The sequence below is a fragment of the Stutzerimonas stutzeri genome (assembly GCF_002890895.1).
In the GTDB taxonomy this organism is placed as follows: domain Bacteria; phylum Pseudomonadota; class Gammaproteobacteria; order Pseudomonadales; family Pseudomonadaceae; genus Stutzerimonas; species Stutzerimonas stutzeri_AB.
This window is the reverse complement of sequence record NZ_POUL01000001.1, coordinates 26,298-46,674: the sequence shown is the minus strand read 5'-3', so window position 1 is coordinate 46,674 and position 20,377 is coordinate 26,298. Positions and strand designations below refer to the sequence as shown.

At 60.4% G+C, this 20,377-nt stretch carries 22 protein-coding genes; 10 read left to right on the top strand and 12 right to left on the bottom strand.

Annotation, left to right across the window (positions count from 1 at the left end):
- The first annotated feature begins 156 nt into the window (after positions 1 to 156).
- Together CXK96_RS00240 and CXK96_RS00235 are read left to right on the top strand one after the other, a co-directional pair.
- Positions 157 to 594 (top strand): MarR family transcriptional regulator, encoded by a 438-nt coding sequence (locus CXK96_RS00240; protein ID WP_102834521.1) that lies wholly within the window; start codon positions 157 to 159, stop codon positions 592 to 594.
- Between the two features lie 279 nt (positions 595 to 873).
- The gene (locus tag CXK96_RS00235; RefSeq protein WP_102834520.1) at positions 874 to 2,838 is read left to right on the top strand and encodes a peptidoglycan-binding protein LysM; all 1,965 of its coding nucleotides are present in this window, start codon (positions 874 to 876) and stop codon (positions 2,836 to 2,838) included.
- A gap of 30 nt (positions 2,839 to 2,868) precedes the next feature.
- Here CXK96_RS00235 and CXK96_RS00230 read toward each other — a convergent pair whose 3' ends face one another.
- Positions 2,869 to 5,049 (bottom strand): patatin-like phospholipase family protein, encoded by a 2,181-nt coding sequence (locus CXK96_RS00230; RefSeq protein WP_102834519.1) that lies wholly within the window; start codon positions 5,047 to 5,049, stop codon positions 2,869 to 2,871.
- Positions 5,050 to 5,124: 75 nt separating this feature from the next.
- Between CXK96_RS00230 and CXK96_RS00225 the strand changes: the two genes are divergently transcribed.
- Positions 5,125 to 5,409 carry a SelT/SelW/SelH family protein gene (locus CXK96_RS00225; RefSeq protein WP_102834518.1) on the top strand — a complete coding sequence of 95 codons (285 nt, stop codon included), beginning with the start codon at positions 5,125 to 5,127 and terminating at the stop codon, positions 5,407 to 5,409.
- Between the two features lie 36 nt (positions 5,410 to 5,445).
- Here the strand turns inward: CXK96_RS00225 and CXK96_RS00220 are convergent, their stop codons facing one another.
- From CXK96_RS00220 to CXK96_RS00205, 4 genes are all read right to left on the bottom strand, one after another.
- A complete protein-coding gene (locus tag CXK96_RS00220) occupies positions 5,446 to 6,354 on the bottom strand; it encodes a DMT family transporter (RefSeq protein WP_102834517.1) in 909 nt (302 codons plus the stop codon).
- Positions 6,355 to 6,495: 141 nt separating this feature from the next.
- Positions 6,496 to 7,263: an AraC family transcriptional regulator gene (locus CXK96_RS00215; RefSeq protein WP_102834516.1), complete on the bottom strand. Its 768-nt coding sequence runs from the start codon at positions 7,261 to 7,263 to the stop codon at positions 6,496 to 6,498.
- A gap of 75 nt (positions 7,264 to 7,338) precedes the next feature.
- Positions 7,339 to 8,727: an adenylate/guanylate cyclase domain-containing protein gene (locus tag CXK96_RS00210; RefSeq protein WP_102834515.1), complete on the bottom strand. Its 1,389-nt coding sequence runs from the start codon at positions 8,725 to 8,727 to the stop codon at positions 7,339 to 7,341.
- Positions 8,728 to 8,902: 175 nt separating this feature from the next.
- On the bottom strand, positions 8,903 to 9,220 hold the full coding sequence (locus CXK96_RS00205) for an Mpo1-like protein (RefSeq protein ID WP_102834514.1): 318 nt from the start codon (positions 9,218 to 9,220) through the stop codon (positions 8,903 to 8,905).
- A 172-nt stretch (positions 9,221 to 9,392) separates the two neighbouring features.
- Here CXK96_RS00205 and CXK96_RS00200 point away from each other — a divergent pair, with 172 nt between their 5' ends.
- From CXK96_RS00200 to CXK96_RS00190, 3 genes are all read left to right on the top strand, one after another.
- Entirely contained in the window at positions 9,393 to 10,394 is a 1,002-nt protein-coding gene (locus CXK96_RS00200; protein ID WP_102834513.1) for an AraC family transcriptional regulator, read from the top strand.
- 113 nt (positions 10,395 to 10,507) lie between these two features.
- A complete protein-coding gene (locus CXK96_RS00195) occupies positions 10,508 to 11,437 on the top strand; it encodes a DUF808 domain-containing protein (RefSeq protein WP_102834512.1) in 930 nt (309 codons plus the stop codon).
- Positions 11,438 to 11,479: 42 nt separating this feature from the next.
- The gene (locus tag CXK96_RS00190) at positions 11,480 to 11,920 is read left to right on the top strand and encodes a nucleoside deaminase (RefSeq protein ID WP_102834511.1); all 441 of its coding nucleotides are present in this window, start codon (positions 11,480 to 11,482) and stop codon (positions 11,918 to 11,920) included.
- A gap of 5 nt (positions 11,921 to 11,925) precedes the next feature.
- Here CXK96_RS00190 and CXK96_RS00185 read toward each other — a convergent pair whose 3' ends face one another.
- Positions 11,926 to 13,377, bottom strand: a complete 1,452-nt coding sequence (locus tag CXK96_RS00185; RefSeq protein WP_102834510.1) for a TrkH family potassium uptake protein — start codon at positions 13,375 to 13,377, stop codon at positions 11,926 to 11,928.
- A gap of 189 nt (positions 13,378 to 13,566) precedes the next feature.
- Here CXK96_RS00185 and CXK96_RS00180 point away from each other — a divergent pair, with 189 nt between their 5' ends.
- Positions 13,567 to 13,938, top strand: a complete 372-nt coding sequence (locus tag CXK96_RS00180) for a YkgJ family cysteine cluster protein (protein ID WP_102834509.1) — start codon at positions 13,567 to 13,569, stop codon at positions 13,936 to 13,938.
- Positions 13,939 to 14,062: 124 nt separating this feature from the next.
- Positions 14,063 to 14,629, top strand: coding sequence for a nitroreductase family protein (locus tag CXK96_RS00175; protein ID WP_102834508.1), 567 nt, complete (start codon positions 14,063 to 14,065; stop codon positions 14,627 to 14,629).
- A gap of 4 nt (positions 14,630 to 14,633) precedes the next feature.
- On the opposite strand, the gene CXK96_RS00170 is transcribed toward CXK96_RS00175, so the two are convergent.
- From CXK96_RS00170 to ispZ, 6 genes are all read right to left on the bottom strand, one after another.
- Positions 14,634 to 15,980, bottom strand: a complete 1,347-nt coding sequence (locus tag CXK96_RS00170) for a sensor histidine kinase (protein ID WP_102834507.1) — start codon at positions 15,978 to 15,980, stop codon at positions 14,634 to 14,636.
- A 78-nt stretch (positions 15,981 to 16,058) separates the two neighbouring features.
- Positions 16,059 to 16,463, bottom strand: a complete 405-nt coding sequence (locus tag CXK96_RS00165) for a Spy/CpxP family protein refolding chaperone (RefSeq protein ID WP_102835010.1) — start codon at positions 16,461 to 16,463, stop codon at positions 16,059 to 16,061.
- Positions 16,464 to 16,607: 144 nt separating this feature from the next.
- A complete protein-coding gene (locus tag CXK96_RS00160; protein WP_102834506.1) occupies positions 16,608 to 17,285 on the bottom strand; it encodes a response regulator transcription factor in 678 nt (225 codons plus the stop codon).
- A 17-nt stretch (positions 17,286 to 17,302) separates the two neighbouring features.
- Positions 17,303 to 17,692, bottom strand: coding sequence for a hypothetical protein (locus CXK96_RS00155; RefSeq protein ID WP_102834505.1), 390 nt, complete (start codon positions 17,690 to 17,692; stop codon positions 17,303 to 17,305).
- Between the two features lie 90 nt (positions 17,693 to 17,782).
- Positions 17,783 to 18,082 (bottom strand): YciI family protein, encoded by a 300-nt coding sequence (locus CXK96_RS00150; RefSeq protein ID WP_102834504.1) that lies wholly within the window; start codon positions 18,080 to 18,082, stop codon positions 17,783 to 17,785.
- A 9-nt stretch (positions 18,083 to 18,091) separates the two neighbouring features.
- Complete coding sequence (gene ispZ / locus CXK96_RS00145) at positions 18,092 to 18,673, bottom strand: septation protein IspZ (RefSeq protein ID WP_102834503.1); 582 nt, start codon at positions 18,671 to 18,673, stop codon at positions 18,092 to 18,094.
- Positions 18,674 to 18,853: 180 nt separating this feature from the next.
- On the opposite strand from ispZ, the gene CXK96_RS00140 reads away from it, so the two are divergent.
- On the top strand, positions 18,854 to 19,720 hold the full coding sequence (locus CXK96_RS00140; protein ID WP_102834502.1) for a PHP domain-containing protein: 867 nt from the start codon (positions 18,854 to 18,856) through the stop codon (positions 19,718 to 19,720).
- 13 nt (positions 19,721 to 19,733) lie between these two features.
- Positions 19,734 to 20,357, top strand: a complete 624-nt coding sequence (locus CXK96_RS00135; RefSeq protein ID WP_102834501.1) for an L-threonylcarbamoyladenylate synthase — start codon at positions 19,734 to 19,736, stop codon at positions 20,355 to 20,357.
- Positions 20,358 to 20,377 lie beyond the last annotated feature (20 nt).

The window sequence follows — 20,377 nt, the reverse complement described above, 5'->3', positions numbered from 1 at the left end:
TGCAGTGCGGCGTATTGCCGCTGCGCTTGTTTGGCGTGTCGGCTAGCGCGGGGCACCGCAACACTGGGTTACGTACCCGAGTCGATGGTAGCCTTGCCAGTCTTCCGGTGCTGTGGTTAGCTCACTAATAATTAGTTTTTCCGGAAAGACCGCTCCATGTATCCCGACCAACACCGCTTCGCCATGCAGTTGGCTCAACTTTCGCGTGGCTGGCGCGCCGAGCTGGACCGTCGTCTGGCAGATCTCGATCTTTCTCAGGCTCGATGGTTGGTGCTGCTGCATCTGGCCCGGTTCGATCACGACCCGACACAACGTGAGCTTGCGCAAAGCGTTGCGGTTGAGGGTCCGACATTGGCGCGGTTGCTGGACAGTCTCGAAGCCCAAGGGCTCGTCCACCGCCAGCCGGCGCCCGGTGATCGTCGCGCCAAACTGATCACGCTCGGTGCTCCGGCGCGTCCTCTTATTCAGAGAATCGAGGCAATTTCCACGCAGGTTCGCCAGGAGCTCTTCGATGGCATTGATGAAGAGGATCTGCGCAAATGCCAGCAAGTGCATGAACGCATCCTGGCTAACCTGGTGAAAGCCAAACGTTGATAGCGCCGCTGGCAAGATTGCCTCGTGGGTGAAGGCTTGCAAGCAAAACGTGACGGTTTTGAAGCGAATACTTGAGCGACCAATTCCAGGCACTGCCTCTCGCTGCCGTTTGTCCTTTGACGTTAGGCTATGGTTTGCAAATGATGGCACAATGCTTTCGCGCGCAAGCCGACGAACTGCCTCTACTTTCTGCTGCATCAGTCGATAACCGCGTCACAGTTCAGTAATCGAACCGTGGACCGGCGACGAAACACGCCGAGCGCCACCAGCGGAGGTTTCATGGCACTCGGTCGTCGAGTCTTGTTCACAGTGGCCTCTGGCTCACTGATTTATTCGGGAATGGTTTCCGCCCTGGGTATGGGCGACATCACGCTCAATTCGGCACTGAATCAGCCGCTGAGCGCCGAAATTGATCTGCTGGACGTAGGCGATCTGAGCGCTGATGACATTCGTGTCGTATTGGCTTCCAGCGCTGACTTTGCGCGAGTTGGCGTCGAGCGTCCGGCGTTTCTGCAGGATCTGCGCTTCACGCCAGTGATCGACAGTAATCGCAGTCGCATCCGCGTTGCGTCCAACAAGCCCGTCCGCGAGCCTTATCTGAATTTTCTGGTCGAGATCACCCGAGCAAAAAGCCGGATGCTCCGTGAGTACACGGTTCTGCTCGACCCGATGCCGAGCTCGCCCGAGACCTCGACCAGCTTCGTCGTGAATAATCCGCAAGCCGTAGCTTCGCCGGCGCCCGTCGAGCCATCGCGTTTCGTGCCGTCTGCAGAGTTGCCGCAAGCGTCTCAGGGCCAGCGCCACAGGGTGGCGAGCGGCGAGAGCCTGTGGACCATCGCCGGCTCCTACACAGATGGCTCACAGACATCACAGGCGCAGTTGATGCGCGACATTCTGGCGCTGAACCCTGATGCGTTCGCCGGTGGTGATGCGGCGCGTCTCAAGGCGGGTGCTGATCTGCTGCTGCCCGACGCAGCCATACAAACCACAGCAGAGCTCGTCGAGCCCGTTACGCCAGCGCCAATGACGGAGACCATCGTGCAGAGCCCGCTGGCAGCTGATGCCGAGCCCACTGCGCCCGTACCTGCCGATCCGGCACTTGTCGATGATCAGGTGGCGATGTTGCGCCGGCAGTTGTTCGAAGAACTGGCCGCGAGTCGTGAAGAGAATCAGCAGCTCAAGCAAATGCTCATCGACATGCGGCTGCAGCTCGAAGCCGTTACTGCTCAACTGGCCGAGCAAAGAGCTCCGCAAACCAACGCTTCGCTAACTGGCCAACCGTCGGCGCCAGCGGTCATGCCGCAGAGCCAGCCGATCAAGCAGCCAGCCGCTGTGTCGACCCCAGCCGAGCCTTTTTCGTCATTCCGCTGGCAGGACTGGACGTTGCCGGGCGGGGGCGTATTGATTTCCATGCTGCTGGGCGGCTTGTGGTTCAGTCGCCGTAAAAAGCCTGAACCAAAATACCCGGATGCAGCGCCCTTGGTTGCAGCCCAGCCGGCGCGCGTACCACCGGTGGCTGTCGCGGCTGCGCCGGAAATGCCTCGTCAGCCCGCGCATGCCTCGGTCAGCGAGACCGACGTGCTCGAAGCGGCCAATATATACATCACCTATGGCCGCCGCGATGAAGCGATCGACGTGCTGTCACGTGGCATCGAGCGAGCGCCGGCACAACTCGATATTCGATTTCGCCATCTCGGGCTTCTTGCTGAGGCCGGTGACGCCGAAGGCTACAGCGCCGCAGCTGAAGCATATCTGCAGGCCGGCGGTGCGGACGCACAGCTCGATCAGCTGCTCGCGTTGCATCCCGCGCTGGCTTCGGCAGTTGCTGCAGCAAAACCGGACCCTGAGGCTTTGCTGGATCCGGACATTACCTTTATTTTGGATGAATCATTGGCGGCGGACTTTTTGGATGCTGCATCCGCTCCCGCCCTGCAAAGCTCAGCGGCAGAGGTCAGGCAGTCTTATCCCGCGCAACCATTGATCGATGGTTTCGATGAAGCGCTGACGCTTGGCGAGCTGACATCGTTGCTCGGCAATGTGGAACCGGTCGAGTCGAAGCCCACGGCAGAGGAGCTGCGCCAGCTAGAGCCAAACCCTGAACATCTGGTTCGTCTTAACCAGGCAGTTGCGTATATCAAACAGGGTGATATGGAGCGTGCGTGCAGCATTCTCGAAACCCTTGCGACTGAGGGCGATGAAGCGCAGCGGCGGCAGGTCAACGAGTTGCTGGCAATGATCGGCTGATGGCGTTGAAGTATTGAACGGGCGCAGCAATCAGAAACTGCGTCCTAGATTCAGATACATGGCCCGCTCGGCCTCGTCATTCAGACCGTAGCTGAAGTTCAGCGGGCCCAAAGGTGTTTCGTAGCCAACGAACACACTGCCGGCGTTGATATAGCCGCTATCGAACGCATTGTCGTTGTTCCAGGCGCGCCCTCGCTCGAGCGATGCGCCCAGGTACAAAGGAAAGTCCAGCGGCAGGAACGAGCGCGGCGTCATTCGGCGGAAATAGATCATCCGCGCCAGGCTGATGTTCTGCCCGGACAGGGCGTCTTGCCGGAAGCCCGACAACTGCCGCGCCCCACCGAGCAGAAAGCTTGATGTGACGATCTCAGCATCGTCCAGCGTGCGCCCGTAGCGGCCGCCAAATACCAATGTGTCCAGGCCGAAGCTGACGGCCTTGTCCAGGCGGAATTCCCACTGACGATAGCGCCCATCGGAGCCCAGGCTTGGATCGTACTGGCGAAGGGTGAGCCCAATGTCCTCGCCCTCGCGAGGGAAGTCGACGTCGTCCACCGTGTCGAATGAATATTTCAGCTGGTAGTAACCTTCCTCGAACGAGAAGTCCGGCAGCTGCTGATCGCCGACTCGGACATCGGCCTCACCCCAGGCCTGGCCTACACCGAAGCGGATTTCACCGTTATTGGCGATCTGCCGGCCCAGGTTCAGCCCGTAGCCATAACGTTGCAGGCGGTACTCGGCGATCGGGTCGTTATCCAGAATTGCTTCGACGTTTTGCGCCTCGGCAAACAGGTTGGGCGCCACGAACCAGCGCGAGCCGGCGTCCAGCGGCTGGTAGAACTCACTGAAGAACTCCTGATGATCGCCCAGTTGCAGGCGCGTCAGCCACTCGGCACCGAGTTGGTTGATGCCATTCTTGCGAAAACTTGCGCCAATGTTGAAGGCGCTATCGCCTCGAAAATCATCCGAGAGGTTGATCCCAAGGCGCAGATAATCGGTGCCGGAGCGCTTCTCTCGGGTCGTGATGACCAGGGTATTGCCAAGCTTGTCGTGGACCACTCGGTACTCGACCTGCTCGAAGTAATCGAGTCCGTACAGCGTGCCCATGTCCTTCTGCAGGCCCTGCAAATCCAGTCGCTTACCGGTCTGCTGACGGATGTGTCGGCGTACCACCGCATCGCTGACCTTGGAATCGTTCTCGATGCGCACGGCGCTGATCAGCGGGTTGCGCGGCTCGGCCGAACGGGCAAGGCTCAGCGAAAGGTTGCCGCCGCTTTCGCTGCGCATGGTAGCCAGCCGCGCACCCAAGGCATCGGCGGCGCGATAACCGGCATCGATCAGCTGCTCGGCTCTCGCGAAATCGGTCGCCCCAAACCCTGCCAGCATCGGTTGCACCAGCAGGTCTTCTGGACGCAGGGTGGCCAACTGCGCTTCTGAGTTGCGTCGCGTCATCATGGTGGTCGATTGGTTGAGCACATCGACGACAGTGAGCAGCTGCTCGCGAGGTAGAAGAGGGGTGCCGATGTCCACCACGATCAGCCGGTCTACGCCCATGTCCCGTGCAACGTCCATGGGGATGTTGTCGACCATGCCGCCGTCGACCAGTAGCCGGCCGTCGAGTTCGACCGGGGCGAAAACTGCCGGGATCGACATGCTGGCGCGAATGGCCTGAGGGAGGTGGCCGCTGCGAAAGATCACCTTCTTGTCATTGGCGATATCCGTTGCGACTGCGCGAAACGGGATGGGTAGTCGGTCGAAGTCACGGGTGTCACTGGCGTGAACCAACAGGCGCTCGAGCAGCAGCGACAGGTTCTGACCCTGAATAACGCCGAGGGGCAGGCCGAGGCTGCCATCGTCGCGAAAGCTCAGCTTGCGTTTGACCAGGAAATCTCGGTCGTCCTGCTTGCGTCGGAAAGGGATGTCCTCGCGCGGAGGGACATCGGAGAGTACCTGTTGCCAGTCCAGTTCGAGCGCCAGCTTTTCCAGTTCATCGACACTGTAGCCGGCAGCATACAGGCCACCGATCACGGCACCCATGCTGGTGCCAGCAATCGCATCGACCTGCACGCCTTGTTCTTCCAGCGCCTTCAGCACACCGATGTGCGCAAGGCCCCTCGCGGCTCCGCCGGAAAGGACCAGGCCTGTGCGTGGCTGGGTTTCGGCATAGCCTGCCAGGGGGACGAGCAGTATCAGCAGAAAGAGCAGACGAGACATGAAGGCACACCGGGCAAACTGACGTGAAAATGGCGGCTATTATAGGCGCCCCGTCAGCTACCCGAGCGCCTCGATATGGCCGCTACCAAGCCTGAAATTGTCATCACCTATTGCACCCAGTGCCAGTGGATGTTGCGCGCTACCTGGCTGGCCCAGGAACTGCTCTCAACCTTTTCGGATGACCTCGGCAAGGTGTCGCTGGTGCCTGCCACGGGCGGAACCTTTCACATCACCTGTGACGGAGTGCAGATCTGGGAGCGCAAGCTGGACGGCGGGTTTCCCGAAGCCAAGAGCTTGAAACAGCGGGTGCGGGACCAGATCGATCCAGAGCGAAATCTGGGGCATAACGACCGCCCCTGAGCCTGCCGTAGCGCTTGCAGCGACATCTACATTGTTTTAGCGCCGCTCTTGTACTTGTGCTGCTTTTGCCAAGGGCGTGGCGGCGTTGGTGACTACCGGTGTTTTCAATCGACTGGCGATGACCGAGGCGAGGATGATCAAGGCGCCGCCGACGAGCATCCTTACCGTGGGTTGTTCATTGAACAACCACCAGGCGATGGTGATGCCATAGACCGGTTCCAGCGCGAAGATCACCGCGGTGGTCCGGGCCTTCAATACCTTCAGGCTCGCCACGAACAGGCTGTGTGCGAGGCCCGTACAAAACACGCCGAGCAAGCCCAGCCACAGCCAGTCCATGGCTGGTACGGCCGGCAGGGACGTCCACGTGAAGGGCAGAAGGCACAGGAGGATGGTGCCGTTCTGCCAGAGCGCTGCCTGGACCGGGTCTACGTCGCGGGTGACTGCCCGGTTGAGTAGGGAAAGCAAGGCGAACGTCAACCCGGAGACGATCCCATACAGCAGACCCAGCGTGCTCTGGCTTCCTAGATCGAACTGTGGGGTCACCAGCAGCAGACCGAAGCAGACCAGCGCGACCAAGCCGAACTCGGCGGGGCGTGTACGCTCGCGAAACAGCACGCCCTCGAGCAGGATGGCAAACGCGGGAAAACTGGCGAAGCCCAGCGTAGCGATGCCAACTCCAGCCACCTTTACGGCCAGGAAAAAGGTAAGCCAGTGTCCACCGAGTAGCAGCCCGCCGAGCAGCAGTCCGAACCGCTGGCGTGCGGTTGGCTGCGTGCCTTTGTTGGGGAGCAGCTGTGCGGCCAGTAGCAACGCCACGACAGCGAAGCCGGCTCGGCCGAGGGTGATGATCAAAGGCGTACTCGCCGCCAGCTTGCCGAATACACCGGACAACCCGAACATCAGTGCGCCGAGGTGAATCGCCAACAGGGCGTTACGATGGGTCATGGTATGAGGTCCAGCGGAGCAGACCGAAGGTGGGGGGCGGATGAGCTGAAATGAGTCATGAAGCCTCGCGATAGCATGCGTTTACGCATCTGCATCAGTGAAGATTCATGGTAGGCCGTGCGAGGCGAATGGTCTGTCGCGTCACGCTTGCGGTTTGTCGAGCGTCTCGCGTCGGACCTCACGTGGGGTGATGCCGAACTGGCGGCTAAGCGCTGCGGTAAAGGCGCTTTGCGAGGCATAACCTACCCGCGCTGCAATCTCGCCTACTGCGAGCGGGGTGCTGAGCAGCAACTCACGGCCCTGATGCAGGCGTCGACGTCGAATGAATGCCTGCGGCGTGAGCCCCGTTTCGCTGACAAAGCGTGCGTGGAATCGCTGCACCGAAAGGCCCACCGACCGTGCAAGATCCTTTACCTCGAGTGGATGTGACAGATGCCGATCGACGAAATCCTGCAACGCCGTGATCGGCAGCGGGTGTTGCCGAGCAATGGGTTTGCAGCCGGCGGCGAGGCTCGCCAGCAAAAGGGCAGCGCCTTGCTCGCTGATGATCGGGTCGTTGATGGGGCTGGCAGCGAGCCAGCCCACCAGTTGGCTTTGCGTCTGGCTCAGGTGCAGGGCAGCAGGGCGTTCGAGCAGCCGCTGCGCCGAATCGGCGTGGTGGCCGAGCTGTCGCCGTAGCCAGTCACCATCCGGGATGTCGAGGACCAGACACAGACTGCCCTCGGCGCTGTCGCAGGCATGCCGTGTGTCACTGGGCACGACGGCCAGAAGCTGTTGTTGGATGCGGCTGCCATGGCCATCAACCTCGAAATCCAACCGTCCTCGCAGGCCGAAGACCAGCTGCGTGTGCTCATGGCTATGGGTGATCTGGTCACGGTTGTAATGACGCAAGGAAAGGATGGGCGGCATGGTAGACCTCGACTGCTTGCGGAGCGCCGGCCGGTATTGATGAGTGATGGCGATCGGACCCGTGCCGTGCGGTCGTTACATGATGACTTTGTCGCGCAGTTTTTCGGCGGCCTGGTTGAGCGCCTGGATAACACGTTCCTTGTCGAAGTTCTGCACGCCATTGGTGTCCAGGTACATCGAGAAGCCGGGCAACTCGTGCTCGACGAAGCTGTTTGTGGCGCCGAGGTCGCGTCGGAAGTCCACGACCTGATAGATCTGTACCGGGCGGGTAAAGCCTTTGACCGTGATCTGGCCTTTGTCGCGGCACATGATGACGTCTTTGACCAGTGAATAGGTTTCGTGGGAAATGAGGATCTCGCCAGCTTCGGCGGAGCTTTCTAGGCGGCTCGCCAGATTCACTTCGCGACCGATGATGGTGTAGTCCATTCGAGTGTCGGCGCCGAAGTTGCCGACTGTGCAATAGCCCGTGTTGATGCCCATGCGGATTTCCATCGGCTTGGTAATGCCCTGGGCGCGCCATTGCTGGCGAAGGACTTTCATGTGCTTGCGCATGGCAATAGCCATCGAAACCGCTGCCACGGCGTCCTTTTTCGCGCCCTGGCTGGTGGGGTCGCCGAAAAACACCATCACGCAGTCGCCAACGAACTTGTCGATGGTGCCGCCGTACTTGAGCGTGATTTTCGACATCTCGTTGAGGTAGGTGTTGAGCAGATCGGTGAGGGCTTCGGCTTCCAGTTCTTCCGAGAGCTCAGTGAAGCCTTTGATGTCCGAGAAGAAGACGGTGAGCTTCTTGCGTTGAGTTTCAAGACGCACGGTGCGCTTGCCGGAGAAGATCGATTCCCATACCTGCGGTGACAGGTATTTGGCCAGGCTTCGGGCCAGTCGCGCCGCTTTAGCCTGTTGGGCCTCCACTTCGCTGCGTGCCTGCGCCAGACGGATGCCCTGCTGGTGGACGTAGTAAGCCGTTACGCACACGTAGAGCGTGGTGAGCAGGATGCTGACTGTGGATACCAAGACCGAGCTGACGCCTTCGAAGCGCAAAGGCACCAGTAGGCTGGTCAGTCCAGCGCCGATGCAGACCATCAACAGCGTCATCAACAGATGACGCAGGCTACCGACCACCAGCGCGCTGAAACTCAGCGTCAGCATGAACATCAGGCTCGGTACGAGGCTGCCTCCGAGCAGCACGATTCCGGCGCCTGCATTGAGGGCATCGAGGCACAACAGGGTCTGTGAGGTGGTTTCCGGATGGTCGCGTTTGAAGCGGTAGCTGAGGTGATAGGCGAAGTGCGGATACAGGAGTGTGTACGGCACCATCCACAAGAGCTCGAGCCCGAACTGCTGGGTATAAACACCGGCAGCGAGCGTGGCGGCACAGATCAGATAGGCGAAGACTCGTGCGTAGTACTCGCGCAATGGACGAGTCGCGAGGCCGTTACGTCGTTCACCGGTCACGGTTGACATGATGGTTGCTATCCCTGAAAGATGCCGGCGCTCTGGAATGCCCCGTGAGAGGCTGCAGCGCATCGACCGGCGCTGGCTCGCAGATCATAACCAAGTCGCCAGCACTGCGCCAAACCGCCGGTCCATTCCGTGACCGAGCGCCGGTGCAGCGCAGCACCGGCACACGATCCATGGATCAGAATCGAATCTTTCCAGTCAGCATGTCCTTGAGCATTACCCAGTCGCCGAGAAAGCTGTACAGCGGGTACTGAAATGTCGCCGGACGGTTCTTCTCGAAAATGAAATGACCGACCCAGGCAAACCCATAGCCGGCCAATGGCATCGCCAATAGCCATAGCCACTGCTGGGTGATCACTGCGTACGCCAGGATTGCCAGTACCAGCAAGCTGCCAATGTAGTGCAACCGTCTGCAGGTGAGGTTGCTGTGCTCGGCCAGGTAGAACGGGTAGAAATCTGCAAAGCGGGTAAAGCGTTCGGCGGTTTGCGTGCTCATGCCGCACCTCCTGTCATTGTGGTCGTTGGAGTCTAGAACCTCCGGCAATATAGGCCACTGACTCCAGGTGCCAGTTTAGTAGCCTTGTGTGCCATCCCTCGGCGGTTGAAACTGCGTTGGCCGTTGTTATGACGGCGCGCTGAGTAATAGCTGACCATGAGCGAATCGATTAATGACAGAACGCACCACGTCCTCGAGCTGGGCCTTGAGCATTGTCCAGGCGCTTGAACTCGAGGGCCTCGACTGCCAGGCGCTGTTCAGCGAGCTTGGGCTCGACTATTGCGCACTGAGCGATCCCGACGCCCGGTTTGCCCAGGATGGCATGACGCGGCTCTGGCAACGCGCAGTGGAGATGACCGGGAACCCTGCGATCGGCTTGAATCTGGCAAAGGTGATGCGCCCCGGCGCGATGCATGTGGTCGGCTATGCACTGATGTCCAGTAGCACGCTCAGGGACAGCTTCCAGCGTCTGGTGCGGTACCAGCGCATCATTGCCGAAGGTGCGGACCTGCAGTTCAGGCCAACTGATCGCGGCGCTTTGTTGACCTTGGCGATTCATGGTGATCAGTTGCCACCCGCCCGCCAGAGCGCAGACGGTTCCCTGGCCAGTACGCTTGCGTTCTGTCGCTGGCTGACCGCCAAGTCACTGGTCCCGCTAGAAGTCTATTTCCAGGGCCCACGACCTGCGGATGTCGAACCGTACCAGGCCATGTTTCAAGCACCGCTACGCTTCAATGCCGACAGCCACGGCTTGCTGATGCGCCACGCTGATATGGATATTCCATTACCTACCGCGAACGCCGAACTGGCTCGGTTGCACGACCGGTTTGCCGGCGACTACCTGGCACGCTTCTCGGACAACCGGGTGACGCACCGGGCCCGGCAGGTGATCTGCCGTCTGTTGCCTCAGGGCGAACCGCGGCGCGAAACAGTAGCGCAGTCGCTGCAACTGTCCGAGCGTACATTGCAGCGGCGACTGGACGAGGAGGGCACGAGCTTCCAGCAGTTGCTCGACGACACCCGGCGCACGCTTGCCGAGCAATATCTGGCGCGTGCAGATCTCGCCTTGCTGGAAGTGGCTTATCTGCTGGGCTTTGCCGATCCGAGCAATTTCTTCCGCGCCTTTAAGCGCTGGTTCGCGATGACACCTGGCGAATACCGCGCACAGCGTTGAAGCGCCCATGCCGGAACTTGTGCTTTGCTGCCATAGCCATAGCCATAGCTTGCGTATACATGACCGCGGCGCACCTGTGCCGCTTTTTGCCGATACCTAAAGGATGACCCGCATTGGCCAGTAGCCTTCTTGCCTTGATCGACGATATCGCTTCGGTCCTGGACGACGTATCCCTGATGACCAAGGTGGCAGCAAAGAAAACTGCCGGCGTGCTCGGCGACGATCTGGCGCTCAATGCTCAGCAGGTCACCGGCGTCAATGCGGACCGCGAGCTACCGGTGGTCTGGGCCGTGGCCAAGGGCTCCATGCGCAACAAGCTGATTCTGGTGCCGGCAGCGTTGCTGATCAGCGCGTTTATCCCCTGGGCCATCACGCCGTTGCTGATGCTGGGCGGTGCGTTTCTCTGCTTCGAAGGATTCGAGAAGCTGGCACACCGGTTCCTGCACCGCGATCAGGATCATCATGCGGAGCAGATCAAGGCGTTGGCCGACGAGAACGTCGACATGGTGGCGTTCGAGCGCGACAAAATCAGCGGGGCGGTGCGCACAGATTTCATTTTGTCCGCCGAAATCATCGCCATCACACTGGGTACGGTCGCTGCCGCCACCTTTGTCGAGCAGATCGCTGTGCTGGCGGGCATAGCAATCATAATGACCATCGGCGTCTACGGTTTGGTTGCGGGCATCGTCAAACTCGACGATGCGGGCCTGGCGCTGACCAAACGCACCAGTTCCGCAGCGCAGTCGCTCGGCAGTGCCATTCTCTCGGTCGCGCCCTGGTTGATGAAGTCTCTGTCAGTGATTGGTACGGCCGCCATGTTCATGGTCGGCGGCGGCATTCTGACCCACGGCTTCAAGGCTATTCACCACCTCATCGAGAACAGCGCGGAGCACACCTTGGCGCTGCCGTACATCGGGACTGTTCTGGCCGGGCTCTTGCCGACGCTGCTGGACGCCGCTTTCGGGATACTGGCTGGCGGCCTGGTATTTGCAGCTGTCGAGCTGGGTAAGCGACTGTTCAAGCGTCGATCCGAAACCGCCTGATGGCGAACCCCACTATCCAGCAAGAGCGAAGGAGCACCGTGAATGGATGAATTCATGCAGGCCGCAATCGACGAAGCGCAGAAGGGGCTGTCCGAGGGGGGGATTCCGATTGGTTCGGTAATCGTCCATCGGGGTCGGATCATTGGTCGCGGTCACAACCGGCGGGTTCAGCAAGGCAGCGCGGTGCTGCACGGAGAGATGGACGCATTCGAAAACGCCGGTCGGCAACCGGCCAGCGTCTACGCCGATTCCACCCTCTATACGACGCTGTCGCCCTGTTCCATGTGCAGCGGGGCGATTCTGCTCTATGGCATACCGAAGGTGGTGATCGGCGAGAACCAGACCTTCATGGGCGAGGAACTGCTGCTGCGCGGTCGGGGCGTTGAGGTTGAGGTGCTGCAGGAGCCGGGCTGTGTCGAGATGATGCGTCGCTTCATCGCCGACAGCCCCGAACTGTGGAACGAGGATATCGGCGAGACATGAGCCCGTCAGTGGCGCCAGAAAGAAGGGGTCAACATCACCAGCACGGTGATGATTTCCAATCGGCCAAGCAGCATGCCGACGGATAACAACCACTTCGCGGCATCGGGTAGCGTTGAGAAATTGCCCGCCGGGCCGATGATCGGCCCGAGCCCCGGACCTACGTTACACACCGCTGACGCGGCACCTGTGAGCGCTGTGATCGGGTCCAGCCCAAGCAGTGCCAGACACAGGGCCAGCACACCAATGGTCATGGTGAAGAAGAATGAAAATGTCAGGATCGAACGGACAATTTCTTCGTCCAGATTATGCCCGTTGTACTGTTGGCGGATGACTGCCCTTGGGTGAACCAGTTGCTTGAGGTTCGAGCGCAGCAGGGTGTAAGCGACCTGAAAACGAAACATCTTCAAGCCGCCGGACGTAGACCCGGAACAACCACCGAGGAAGGTGAGATAGAAGAACACCATGACCGCGAAACCACCCCATTGGGTGTAATCGCTGACGGCATAGCCTGTGGTCGTGATGACCGATACAACGCTGAATGTCACGATGCGCAGCGAGTCGAGAAGGCTGTCTTCATGGTTGAACCAATACCACAGGCTGAATAACAGGCTTGTTGCGGTGAGCATCACCAGAAACCCGCGAACCTGCTGATCCCCAAAAAGTGCCCGACGGTCGCCGCGAGCGGTGGCTACGTACAGGGTGAACGGCAAGCTGCCTAAAATCATGAAGAAGATCGCAACCCAATGCGTGGCTGGACCGAACTTGCCGAGCGATGCGTCGGAGGTCGAATAGCCGCCAGTCGCCACGGTGGACATCGCATGGTTGATCGCATCGAATCCGCTCATTCCTGCCAGCCAGAACGCGATGAACGCTGCCAGAGTAAAGACCAGATAGATAACGATCAGGTATTTGCCGGCCATGTGTGAACGCGGCATGACTTTTTCTGACCAGTCAGATGATTCGGTCTGGAACAGTCGCATACCACCAACGCGTAGCAGCGGCAGAATGGCGACTGCCATGCCGATGAAGCCGATACCGCCGAGCCAATGCAGCAGTGATCGCCACATAAGCAGGCCTGGTGATGCGCTATCGAGTCCTGAGAGTATCGTCGCACCGGTGGTGGTGATACCGGACATGGTTTCAAAGAACGCATCGGTATAGCTGATGTGTTGGATGAGCATGAGCGGCAGGGCGGCGAAGCAGCACACGATCACCCAGCTGACCGTGGTCAGGAAGTACATGTCGCGCGGGCGTAGGTTGGTATTGGCCGGTCGACCTGGTGCAACAAGCGCAAAACCGCAGCCGAAAGTAATCAGGCTGGACCACAGAAACGCTTGAAGATCGTCAGTTCGGTCAAACGCGAACAGCGTGACCATCGGAATGACCATGCTGACTGCGAGTGTGATCAGGAAAATGCCGAGAATGAAACCGATGATGCGCAGGGTCGGCAAGGCCATGTGTGATTGCTGCTCGGCTCGAAAAATGAGGCCGCCATTCTACGCCTGTCGCTGTGGCAGTAAACCGGCTATCGGCCTGTTGAAAAATCTTTTGTAACCCCCCTGGCGGGCCTCTTCCCAAGTTCGTTGCGATGAATAGAATAGCCGCCCGGTGCCGGCCCTTTGCCGGTTTCTGAGTGTTCACCTTCCATGTCCATCGACAATCCCTGCCTCACGTGCGGCGCCTGCTGCGCGTATTTTCGTGTGTCTTTCTTTTGGGGCGAGTGTGCCTCGTCCGGCGGTGCAGTTCCTGACAGCGCAACCGTGCAGGTCAGCCCATTTCACGTCGCTATGCTTGGGACGCAATCCAATCCAGCGCGTTGTGTAGGGCTGATGGGCGATGTGGGCTGCGGCGTGCGTTGCACCATGTATGAGCAGCGCTCGAGTACCTGTCGCGAATTCGAAGCGTCCTGGGTCGACGGTCAGCATAACGCGCATTGCGACACGGCTCGCGCGGCCCACGGTCTTCCACCGCTGATGCCCCCGCTGGAACCGCAGCTTGCGCCTGATCGGGTCGCCTGACAGCGTTGGCATTCGGGGCGCTGATCGTCAATTGGTCAGCCGATACGGCGCTTGCTACAACCTGTGCTGCCAAACGAACGGCTCTGGGCTCTAGAATGTCCGATTCGTTTTCGGAGGTAGTCGGATGGAAGCTCTCGACCTGTTGCTCAACCGCGTGTCTGTCACGCGGCTTACCGATCCTGCGCCAACACCGGCTCAGCTGGGCGTGATGTTTCGTGCTGCCCTGCGCGCGCCGGATCATGGCCAGCTGCGTCCGTGGCGTTTCTTGACTGTGCAAGGCGAAGCCCGCGAGCAGTTGGGCAAGTTGATGGCTGAATCGCTGCGTATGCGCTCGCCTGAGGCGCGCGATGATGCCGTACTGAAAGCCCGCAAGATGCCGTTGCGCGCGCCGCTGCTGGTGGTGGTCATTGCACGCGTGCAGCCGCACCCGAAGGTGCCGGGTTCCGAACAAGTGCTTGCAGTGTCCTGCGCTGCGCACGGTTTGTTACTGGCTGCGCACGCTCAGGGCCTTGGCGCCGTATGGCGGACCGGCGACTTTGCTTACGATCCGTACCTGGCGAAGGCGCTGGGGTTGACCGGTGACGAGCAAATCCTGGGGTTCATCTACGTCGGCACCCCTGAGGGTACGCTGCGAACCCCGCCGGAACTGGAACCGCGGCAGTTCGTCACTGAGTGGTCCGGTGCACGCTAGCTCACTACGCGTGCTGCGGAGCGTCGATAGCCAGTTTCAGCGGCAGCTTCAGCGTAACGATAAAGCCACCGTCCGGGTGATTGCCCAGCAGTAGCTCGCCGTTATGACGTTCTGCGGCTCGGCGAGCGATTGCGAGCCCCAGCCCGTGTCCCGCTGTGGTCTGCCCGGGTGCTCGAAAGAAGGGTTCGCTCAGTTGCTCGAGGTGGGCTCCGTCTACGCCAGGTCCATGGTCACGGACACTCAGTAGCAGGTGTTGAGTGTCGCTGCTGGCTCGCAGTTCGATGGGCTTGCCTTCGGGATTGAAACGCAAGGCATTGCGTAACAGATTGTCGAGGGCGCGCTCGAGCATGTCCGGCCAGCCTTGCAACTGGGCTTCGGTTTCAACCTGACAGTCAATGCGTTGATTCGGCGAGACAATGCGGGCGTTTTCCTCAAGCTGGTCGAACATCGATTGCAAGTTGATGGGGTTCGGCGCGCCAGGGTCGGCGTCGAGTCGGGCGAGCTCCAGGATCTCGCTGATCAGCGCCTCCAGGCGATCACATTCCTTGGCCAGCCGTGGCCAGATGGCTTCGCGTTCGGCCGGCGTGGCGCGTTCTGCCAGTGCCAGTGCGATGCGCAGGCGGGCCAGCGGCGAACGCAGTTCGTGGGAAACGTCACGCAGCAATTGCCGCTGGCTGCCGATCAGGCTTTGCAGTCGGGCTCCCATGCGGTTGAAGTCCTTGGCAAGCACGCCCAGCTCGTCGCGTCGATTGGCCAGGCGCGCCAGCGAATTCTGCTGATAGGTGGTCTGCCCCAGGTCGTGCACGGCGCCGCGAAGCCGGTCGAGCGGACGCGTGATTGAAAGGGTCAGCAGCAGACTGAACCCGGTCAGAACGACCAAGGCGATGGCGAGCGCACTCAGGGGCCAGAACAGGCTGCCTCGGTGCCAGGCTTGCAGCTCCTGATTCGGAATACGGTAGATAAACAGGTAGGTATTGCCGGTTTCGGGACTGGTGTAATCAGCAGTCAGCCGCCGCCAGGGCAGGCGACCGTCGCGGTGTTCCTGGCGCGCTTCGAAAGCGGCGGCGCGAGCCGGAAAGGTACCGCGGATGATTGGCTGGCCGTTCTCGGCCAGAACCTGCACATCGACGCCGAAGCGGTTGCGATGCCGTTCGAGAAGAAACTGTGCAGTGATTGGTCCCTGTCGCTCGTAGACCTTGGTCCACATCTCGGCCAGGCCATTCACGCCGGGGTGACGGTTGAGAATCCAGGTGTCCTGGTTGAGCGCATGACCGAGGAGCATGGCCAAGCCTGCTACCAGCGCAATGGCTAGCCAGAACGTCGCAAGGATGCGCCAGAACAGTGATCGCACCGGTCATGTACTCCAGAGGAAAGCCCGGCGCGCTTGGCTCAAGGTGGGGTGCGCCGGGCGGTTTTGCGGATTTGTAGATCAGTTCTTTTGATCGCGTTCGGCTTTCCACTGTTCGAATTCAGCGCGGTCGGCGCGCTTGGCTGCCATCTTTTCGTGCAGCTCGTCGAACTTCTCCTGCTGTTCAGGCTTGAGCAGGTCACGCACCTGTTTTTGGGTTTTTTCCTGGTTGGCCTTTAATTCTTCCTGCATGGCTTTGCGATCGGCTTCGGGCAGCTTGTTCAAGTACCGTTGAGTGATTTCGCGATGACTTTTCATCTGCTGCCCCATCAGCTGGCGCATCTCTTTCCGCTGCTCTTTGGTCAGGTCGAGCTGCTCGAAAGGCGAGTGGTTGCCACCATGATGGCGCTGGCCATCGTCTGGCATTGCCATGGCAATGGTGGGCAGGGTGGAGGCGAAAAGTACGGCAATCAGGGTTTTGCGCATCATGAGTTTCTCCTTGATATGGAAACCGGTCACCGAGTGGGCGCCTTTCGAGGGCGCCTCAGCAGGCTTCGACCGGATGAGCTCAGTCTAGGATGCGCAAGGTCAACGGCAGTCAGTGCAGGGTAAAGGCTGGGTAAAGGCCGGTCAGGATGCGTAAAGGTAGCCGCGGCTGCGCAAGGCGACGATCCGCTGGCGGCCGTCTGGATGGGGGCCGAGTTTTCGGCGCAGGTTGCTGACGTGCATGTCCAGGCTGCGGTCGTACAGGGTGAGCTTGCGACCCAGGGCCAGCTGCGCCAACGCCTGCTTTTCCATAGGTTCGCCGGGCTGGCCCAGGAGTGCTTCGAGAATGCGCCCTTCGGAAAGGGTGAGCGTGACCTCATGATCGCCAACGCTGGCGACGCCGCGTGCGGGGCTGTACCAGAGATCACCCAGCTCGAGTTGGGTCGGCGTGCTGGCCGGTTGGCTACGGCGCAGAACGGCCTTCAGGCGGGCGGTGAGTTCGCGTGGATCACAGGGTTTGGCGAGGTAGTCGTCGGCACCCAGCTCCAGGCCCAGGATGCGGTCAAGTGGCTCGCCTCGCCCGGAAAGCATCAATACTGGCAGGTCGGGATATTCGCTACGCAGCTGCTTGAGCAATTCCAACCCACTGCCGTCAGGCAGCATGACGTCGAGCACGACTGCCGAGGGTTGGTGTTCGGCCAGCGCTGCACGTGCGCTTTGGCCGTCATGGCAGGCACGGGCGACGAAGCCTTCCTGGGCCAGCCAGCTGACCAGCAGCTCGCAAAGCTCCTGGTCATCATCTATCAGCAGCAATTCGCTCATGGTTCGCTCGCGTCGATTCAGTTCAGCCATTGACGGCGGCGGCGGCCGCGGGTTGTCAGGACACCAAGCAGAAAGCCCAGCACGCCGACGCCGCCCCCAACGGCGAACCACTGTTGCTGGTCGTTGAGCAGTGGCGGCTGCACCTGCGTCTGCGCTTGTTCTTGTTCAAGCTGCAGGCGCAAACGCTGGTTCTCCTGGCGCAGTCTTAAAAGCTGGGCCTGGCTCACTGCACTGACGGCGACGTCGAGGTTTTCCTTGATCGCCTCCCGTTGCTGCTGATTGTCGCTTAGGCGGTGCTCCAGCTCGACATGCTGTTCGGCGGGCGGCTCGATGGTGGCTTCTTCGGCCTGCAGCAAGGGTGTGGCGAGACCTAGGGCAATCAGCAGAAACAGCGGACCTTGGCGCATCGGAACTCCTTTTTCCTCAACGGTTGTTTCTCTGCAGGGCCGTGGCGAAGCGACGGCTCTGCAGCAGGGTGGCGGCGTCAGCCGATCGACTTAGGGGTAAACCTGCTTGAAAGGTTTGACGATGACATCGCCATAAACGCCTGCGGCTTTGTAGGGGTCGGCCGCAGCCCACTGTTCGGCTGCCTGCAGCGAGTCGAATTCGGCGACAACCAGACTGCCAGTAAAGCCGGCTGCGCCTGGGTCATTGCTGTCCACTGCCGGATGTGGGCCAGCCAACACGAGCCGGCCCTCGCTTTTGAGTTGGTCGAGACGCGCCAGGTGAGCGGGGCGCGAGGCCAGACGGTCCTGCAGGGAGTTGGGTACATCGCTGGCGATGATGGCGTAGAGCATGTTGGATTCCTATGATTGTTCAGGTTCGGGTTGCATGTGGCGCACCAGATATAGGGCCTGGCCAGCCATGAACAGCAGCGTCAGGCCGAGGCTGCCAAAGACTTTGAAGTCTACCCAGATCGCGGGGTAGACGAAGGCAACGAAGAGATTGGCGAAGCCGCAGACAAGAAAGAACAGAATCCAGGCGACATTGAGCTGGGCCCATTGGGCTACCGGCAAGCTGACGGCATGACCCATCATCCGCTGGATTAGCGGTTTGTCGCCGATGAAGTGGCTACCGGTGAAGGCCAGCGCGAACAGCCAGTTCAGTACGGGCGCTTTCCACTTGAGAATCGCTTCGCTGTGCAGCGCCAAGGTCAGCCCGCCGAATAACAAGCAAGCCGCCAATGTCAGCCACTGGCTTTTTTCAAGTCGTCGCTGATGGATGAACAAAACGCCGTAGATGATGACGGAGCTGACGACCAGCACCGCTGTTGCGCTGAATATGCCGCCAACGCCCAGGCTAAAAACTCCGATGTCGACCGTTGTAGGCTCGATTTTGTAGGCGATGAAGAACAGCAGCAGCGGAACGAAGTCGATGATTTGTTTCACGAGGCAAGCCAGAGGGCAGATGTGCCCGGCATAATAACAAACCGCGCTTTTAGCGGAACGCTGTCCGCTTGCCGTTTCCAAGACATTGCGCAAGCTTTGGCAAACTGGACGACGGCACGAGCGCTGGCGCTGGCGGTCACACGCTGTGAGCTGCCAAGCCCCCTGGAGAATCTGTCCCGAATGATTGTTGATCTGCATTGCCATAGCACCGCCTCTGACGGCGTGCTTGCGCCGGACGCGCTGGTGCAGCGAGCACATGCGCGTGGAATCGAACTGCTTGCGCTGACCGATCACGACACCCTCGAAGGGCTCGATGATGCTCGCGCCGCTGCTGATTTGCTGGGTGTCCGGCTGGTCAATGGCATCGAGCTGTCCTGTGTCTGGAATGGCGCCACCATCCATGTGCTGGGTTACGCGTTTCGCCGTGATGCCATTGCGCTGCAACAGGCTATTGGCGAGTTGCACGCCGGCCGCTGGCAGCGTGCCGAGACGATTGCTCAGCGCCTGGAGGCCAAGGGAATGCCTGGTGCGCTGGAGGGTGCGCGGGCAATTCAGCAGGAGCTGGGGGATAGCGGCAACGCGCCGGCTCGCCCTCATTTTGCGGATTACCTTGTGCGTGCAGGGCATGTGCGCGACCGCGCCGAGGCATTTCGCAAGTGGCTCGGCTCCGGCAAGCTGGGGGACGTCAAGCAGCATTGGCCGACGCTTGAGCGAACCGTGAGTACCTTGCGCGACGCCGGCGCCTGGATCAGTTTGGCGCATCCCTGGCAGTACGATTTCACCCGCAGTAAACGACGCCGACTGGTGAGCGAATTCGCCCAGGCAGGAGGTCATGCGCTGGAAGTGGTCAATGGTATGCAACCGCTGGAGCAGGTGGGTGGCTTGTCGATCCTGGCGCGGGAGTTCGGGCTGATGGCCAGCATCGGCAGTGATTTCCATGCGCCAGGCGACTGGTCGGAGCTAGGTATGTATAGAACCCTCCCTGACGATTTGCGACCGCTGTGGAAGTCTTTTGATCATGAACCCGGCGAGTCTGTTGGCCGCTGAACAGGGAGTTCCCATGAGCCAATTCTTTCAGATACACCCAGACAACCCACAGGCCAGGCTGATCAAGCAGGCCGTAGAGATCATTCGCAGCGGCGGCGTGGTGGTTTACCCCACCGACTCTTCCTATGCCGTGGGTTGCTCGATGGGAAACAAAACCGGCATCGAGCGCATTCGCCGCCTGCGCCAGTTGGACGATAAACATAATTTCACCCTGGTCTGTCGCGACTTGTCCCAGCTGGGATTGTTCGCGAAGGTGGATACCGCCGCTTTCCGCCTGCTCAAGACGCATCTGCCAGGGCCTTACACCATCATTCTCAGCGCCACTCGGGAGGTGCCGCGAATGCTGTTGCATCCGAAGCGTCGTACCATTGGCCTGCGCGTGCCTGCTCAACCGATTGCGCAGGCGTTGCTCGCCGAGCTGGGTGAGCCATTGATGAGCGTCAGCCTGATCCTGCCTGGTCAAACCGACCCGATGAGCGACCCTTACGAAATGCGGGATGCGCTGGAGCATCAGGTAGACCTGATCATCGACGGCGGTTACGGTGGCGTCGAAGCGTCGACCGTCATCAGCCTGGTTGATGGCGATCCGGAAGTGGTACGGGTCGGCTGCGGCGATCCCGCGCCGTTCGCTGGCTGAACCGTTCGCTTTTTTCAAAT

What these genes read in the sequence shown, in the direction of transcription:
- CXK96_RS00230 (WP_102834519.1), bottom strand. Translation starts at nt 5,049, where the DNA reads ATGTCTCGTCTGCTCTTTCTGCTGATACTGCTCGTCCCCCTGGCAGGC.
- CXK96_RS00200 (WP_102834513.1), top strand. Translation starts at nt 9,393, where the DNA reads ATGACAGAACGCACCACGTCCTCGAGCTGGGCCTTGAGCATTGTCCAG.
- CXK96_RS00215 (WP_102834516.1), bottom strand. Translation starts at nt 7,263, where the DNA reads ATGCCGCCCATCCTTTCCTTGCGTCATTACAACCGTGACCAGATCACC.
- CXK96_RS00150 (WP_102834504.1), bottom strand. Translation starts at nt 18,082, where the DNA reads ATGCTCTACGCCATCATCGCCAGCGATGTACCCAACTCCCTGCAGGAC.
- CXK96_RS00220 (WP_102834517.1), bottom strand. Translation starts at nt 6,354, where the DNA reads ATGACCCATCGTAACGCCCTGTTGGCGATTCACCTCGGCGCACTGATG.
- CXK96_RS00135 (WP_102834501.1), top strand. Translation starts at nt 19,734, where the DNA reads ATGAGCCAATTCTTTCAGATACACCCAGACAACCCACAGGCCAGGCTG.
- CXK96_RS00190 (WP_102834511.1), top strand. Translation starts at nt 11,480, where the DNA reads ATGGATGAATTCATGCAGGCCGCAATCGACGAAGCGCAGAAGGGGCTG.
- CXK96_RS00205 (WP_102834514.1), bottom strand. Translation starts at nt 9,220, where the DNA reads ATGAGCACGCAAACCGCCGAACGCTTTACCCGCTTTGCAGATTTCTAC.
- CXK96_RS00225 (WP_102834518.1), top strand. Translation starts at nt 5,125, where the DNA reads ATGGCCGCTACCAAGCCTGAAATTGTCATCACCTATTGCACCCAGTGC.
- CXK96_RS00175 (WP_102834508.1), top strand. Translation starts at nt 14,063, where the DNA reads ATGGAAGCTCTCGACCTGTTGCTCAACCGCGTGTCTGTCACGCGGCTT.
- CXK96_RS00180 (WP_102834509.1), top strand. Translation starts at nt 13,567, where the DNA reads ATGTCCATCGACAATCCCTGCCTCACGTGCGGCGCCTGCTGCGCGTAT.
- CXK96_RS00155 (WP_102834505.1), bottom strand. Translation starts at nt 17,692, where the DNA reads ATGCGCCAAGGTCCGCTGTTTCTGCTGATTGCCCTAGGTCTCGCCACA.
- CXK96_RS00165 (WP_102835010.1), bottom strand. Translation starts at nt 16,463, where the DNA reads ATGCGCAAAACCCTGATTGCCGTACTTTTCGCCTCCACCCTGCCCACC.
- CXK96_RS00240 (WP_102834521.1), top strand. Translation starts at nt 157, where the DNA reads ATGTATCCCGACCAACACCGCTTCGCCATGCAGTTGGCTCAACTTTCG.
- CXK96_RS00210 (WP_102834515.1), bottom strand. Translation starts at nt 8,727, where the DNA reads ATGTCAACCGTGACCGGTGAACGACGTAACGGCCTCGCGACTCGTCCA.
- CXK96_RS00185 (WP_102834510.1), bottom strand. Translation starts at nt 13,377, where the DNA reads ATGGCCTTGCCGACCCTGCGCATCATCGGTTTCATTCTCGGCATTTTC.
- CXK96_RS00235 (WP_102834520.1), top strand. Translation starts at nt 874, where the DNA reads ATGGCACTCGGTCGTCGAGTCTTGTTCACAGTGGCCTCTGGCTCACTG.
- CXK96_RS00160 (WP_102834506.1), bottom strand. Translation starts at nt 17,285, where the DNA reads ATGAGCGAATTGCTGCTGATAGATGATGACCAGGAGCTTTGCGAGCTG.
- CXK96_RS00140 (WP_102834502.1), top strand. Translation starts at nt 18,854, where the DNA reads ATGATTGTTGATCTGCATTGCCATAGCACCGCCTCTGACGGCGTGCTT.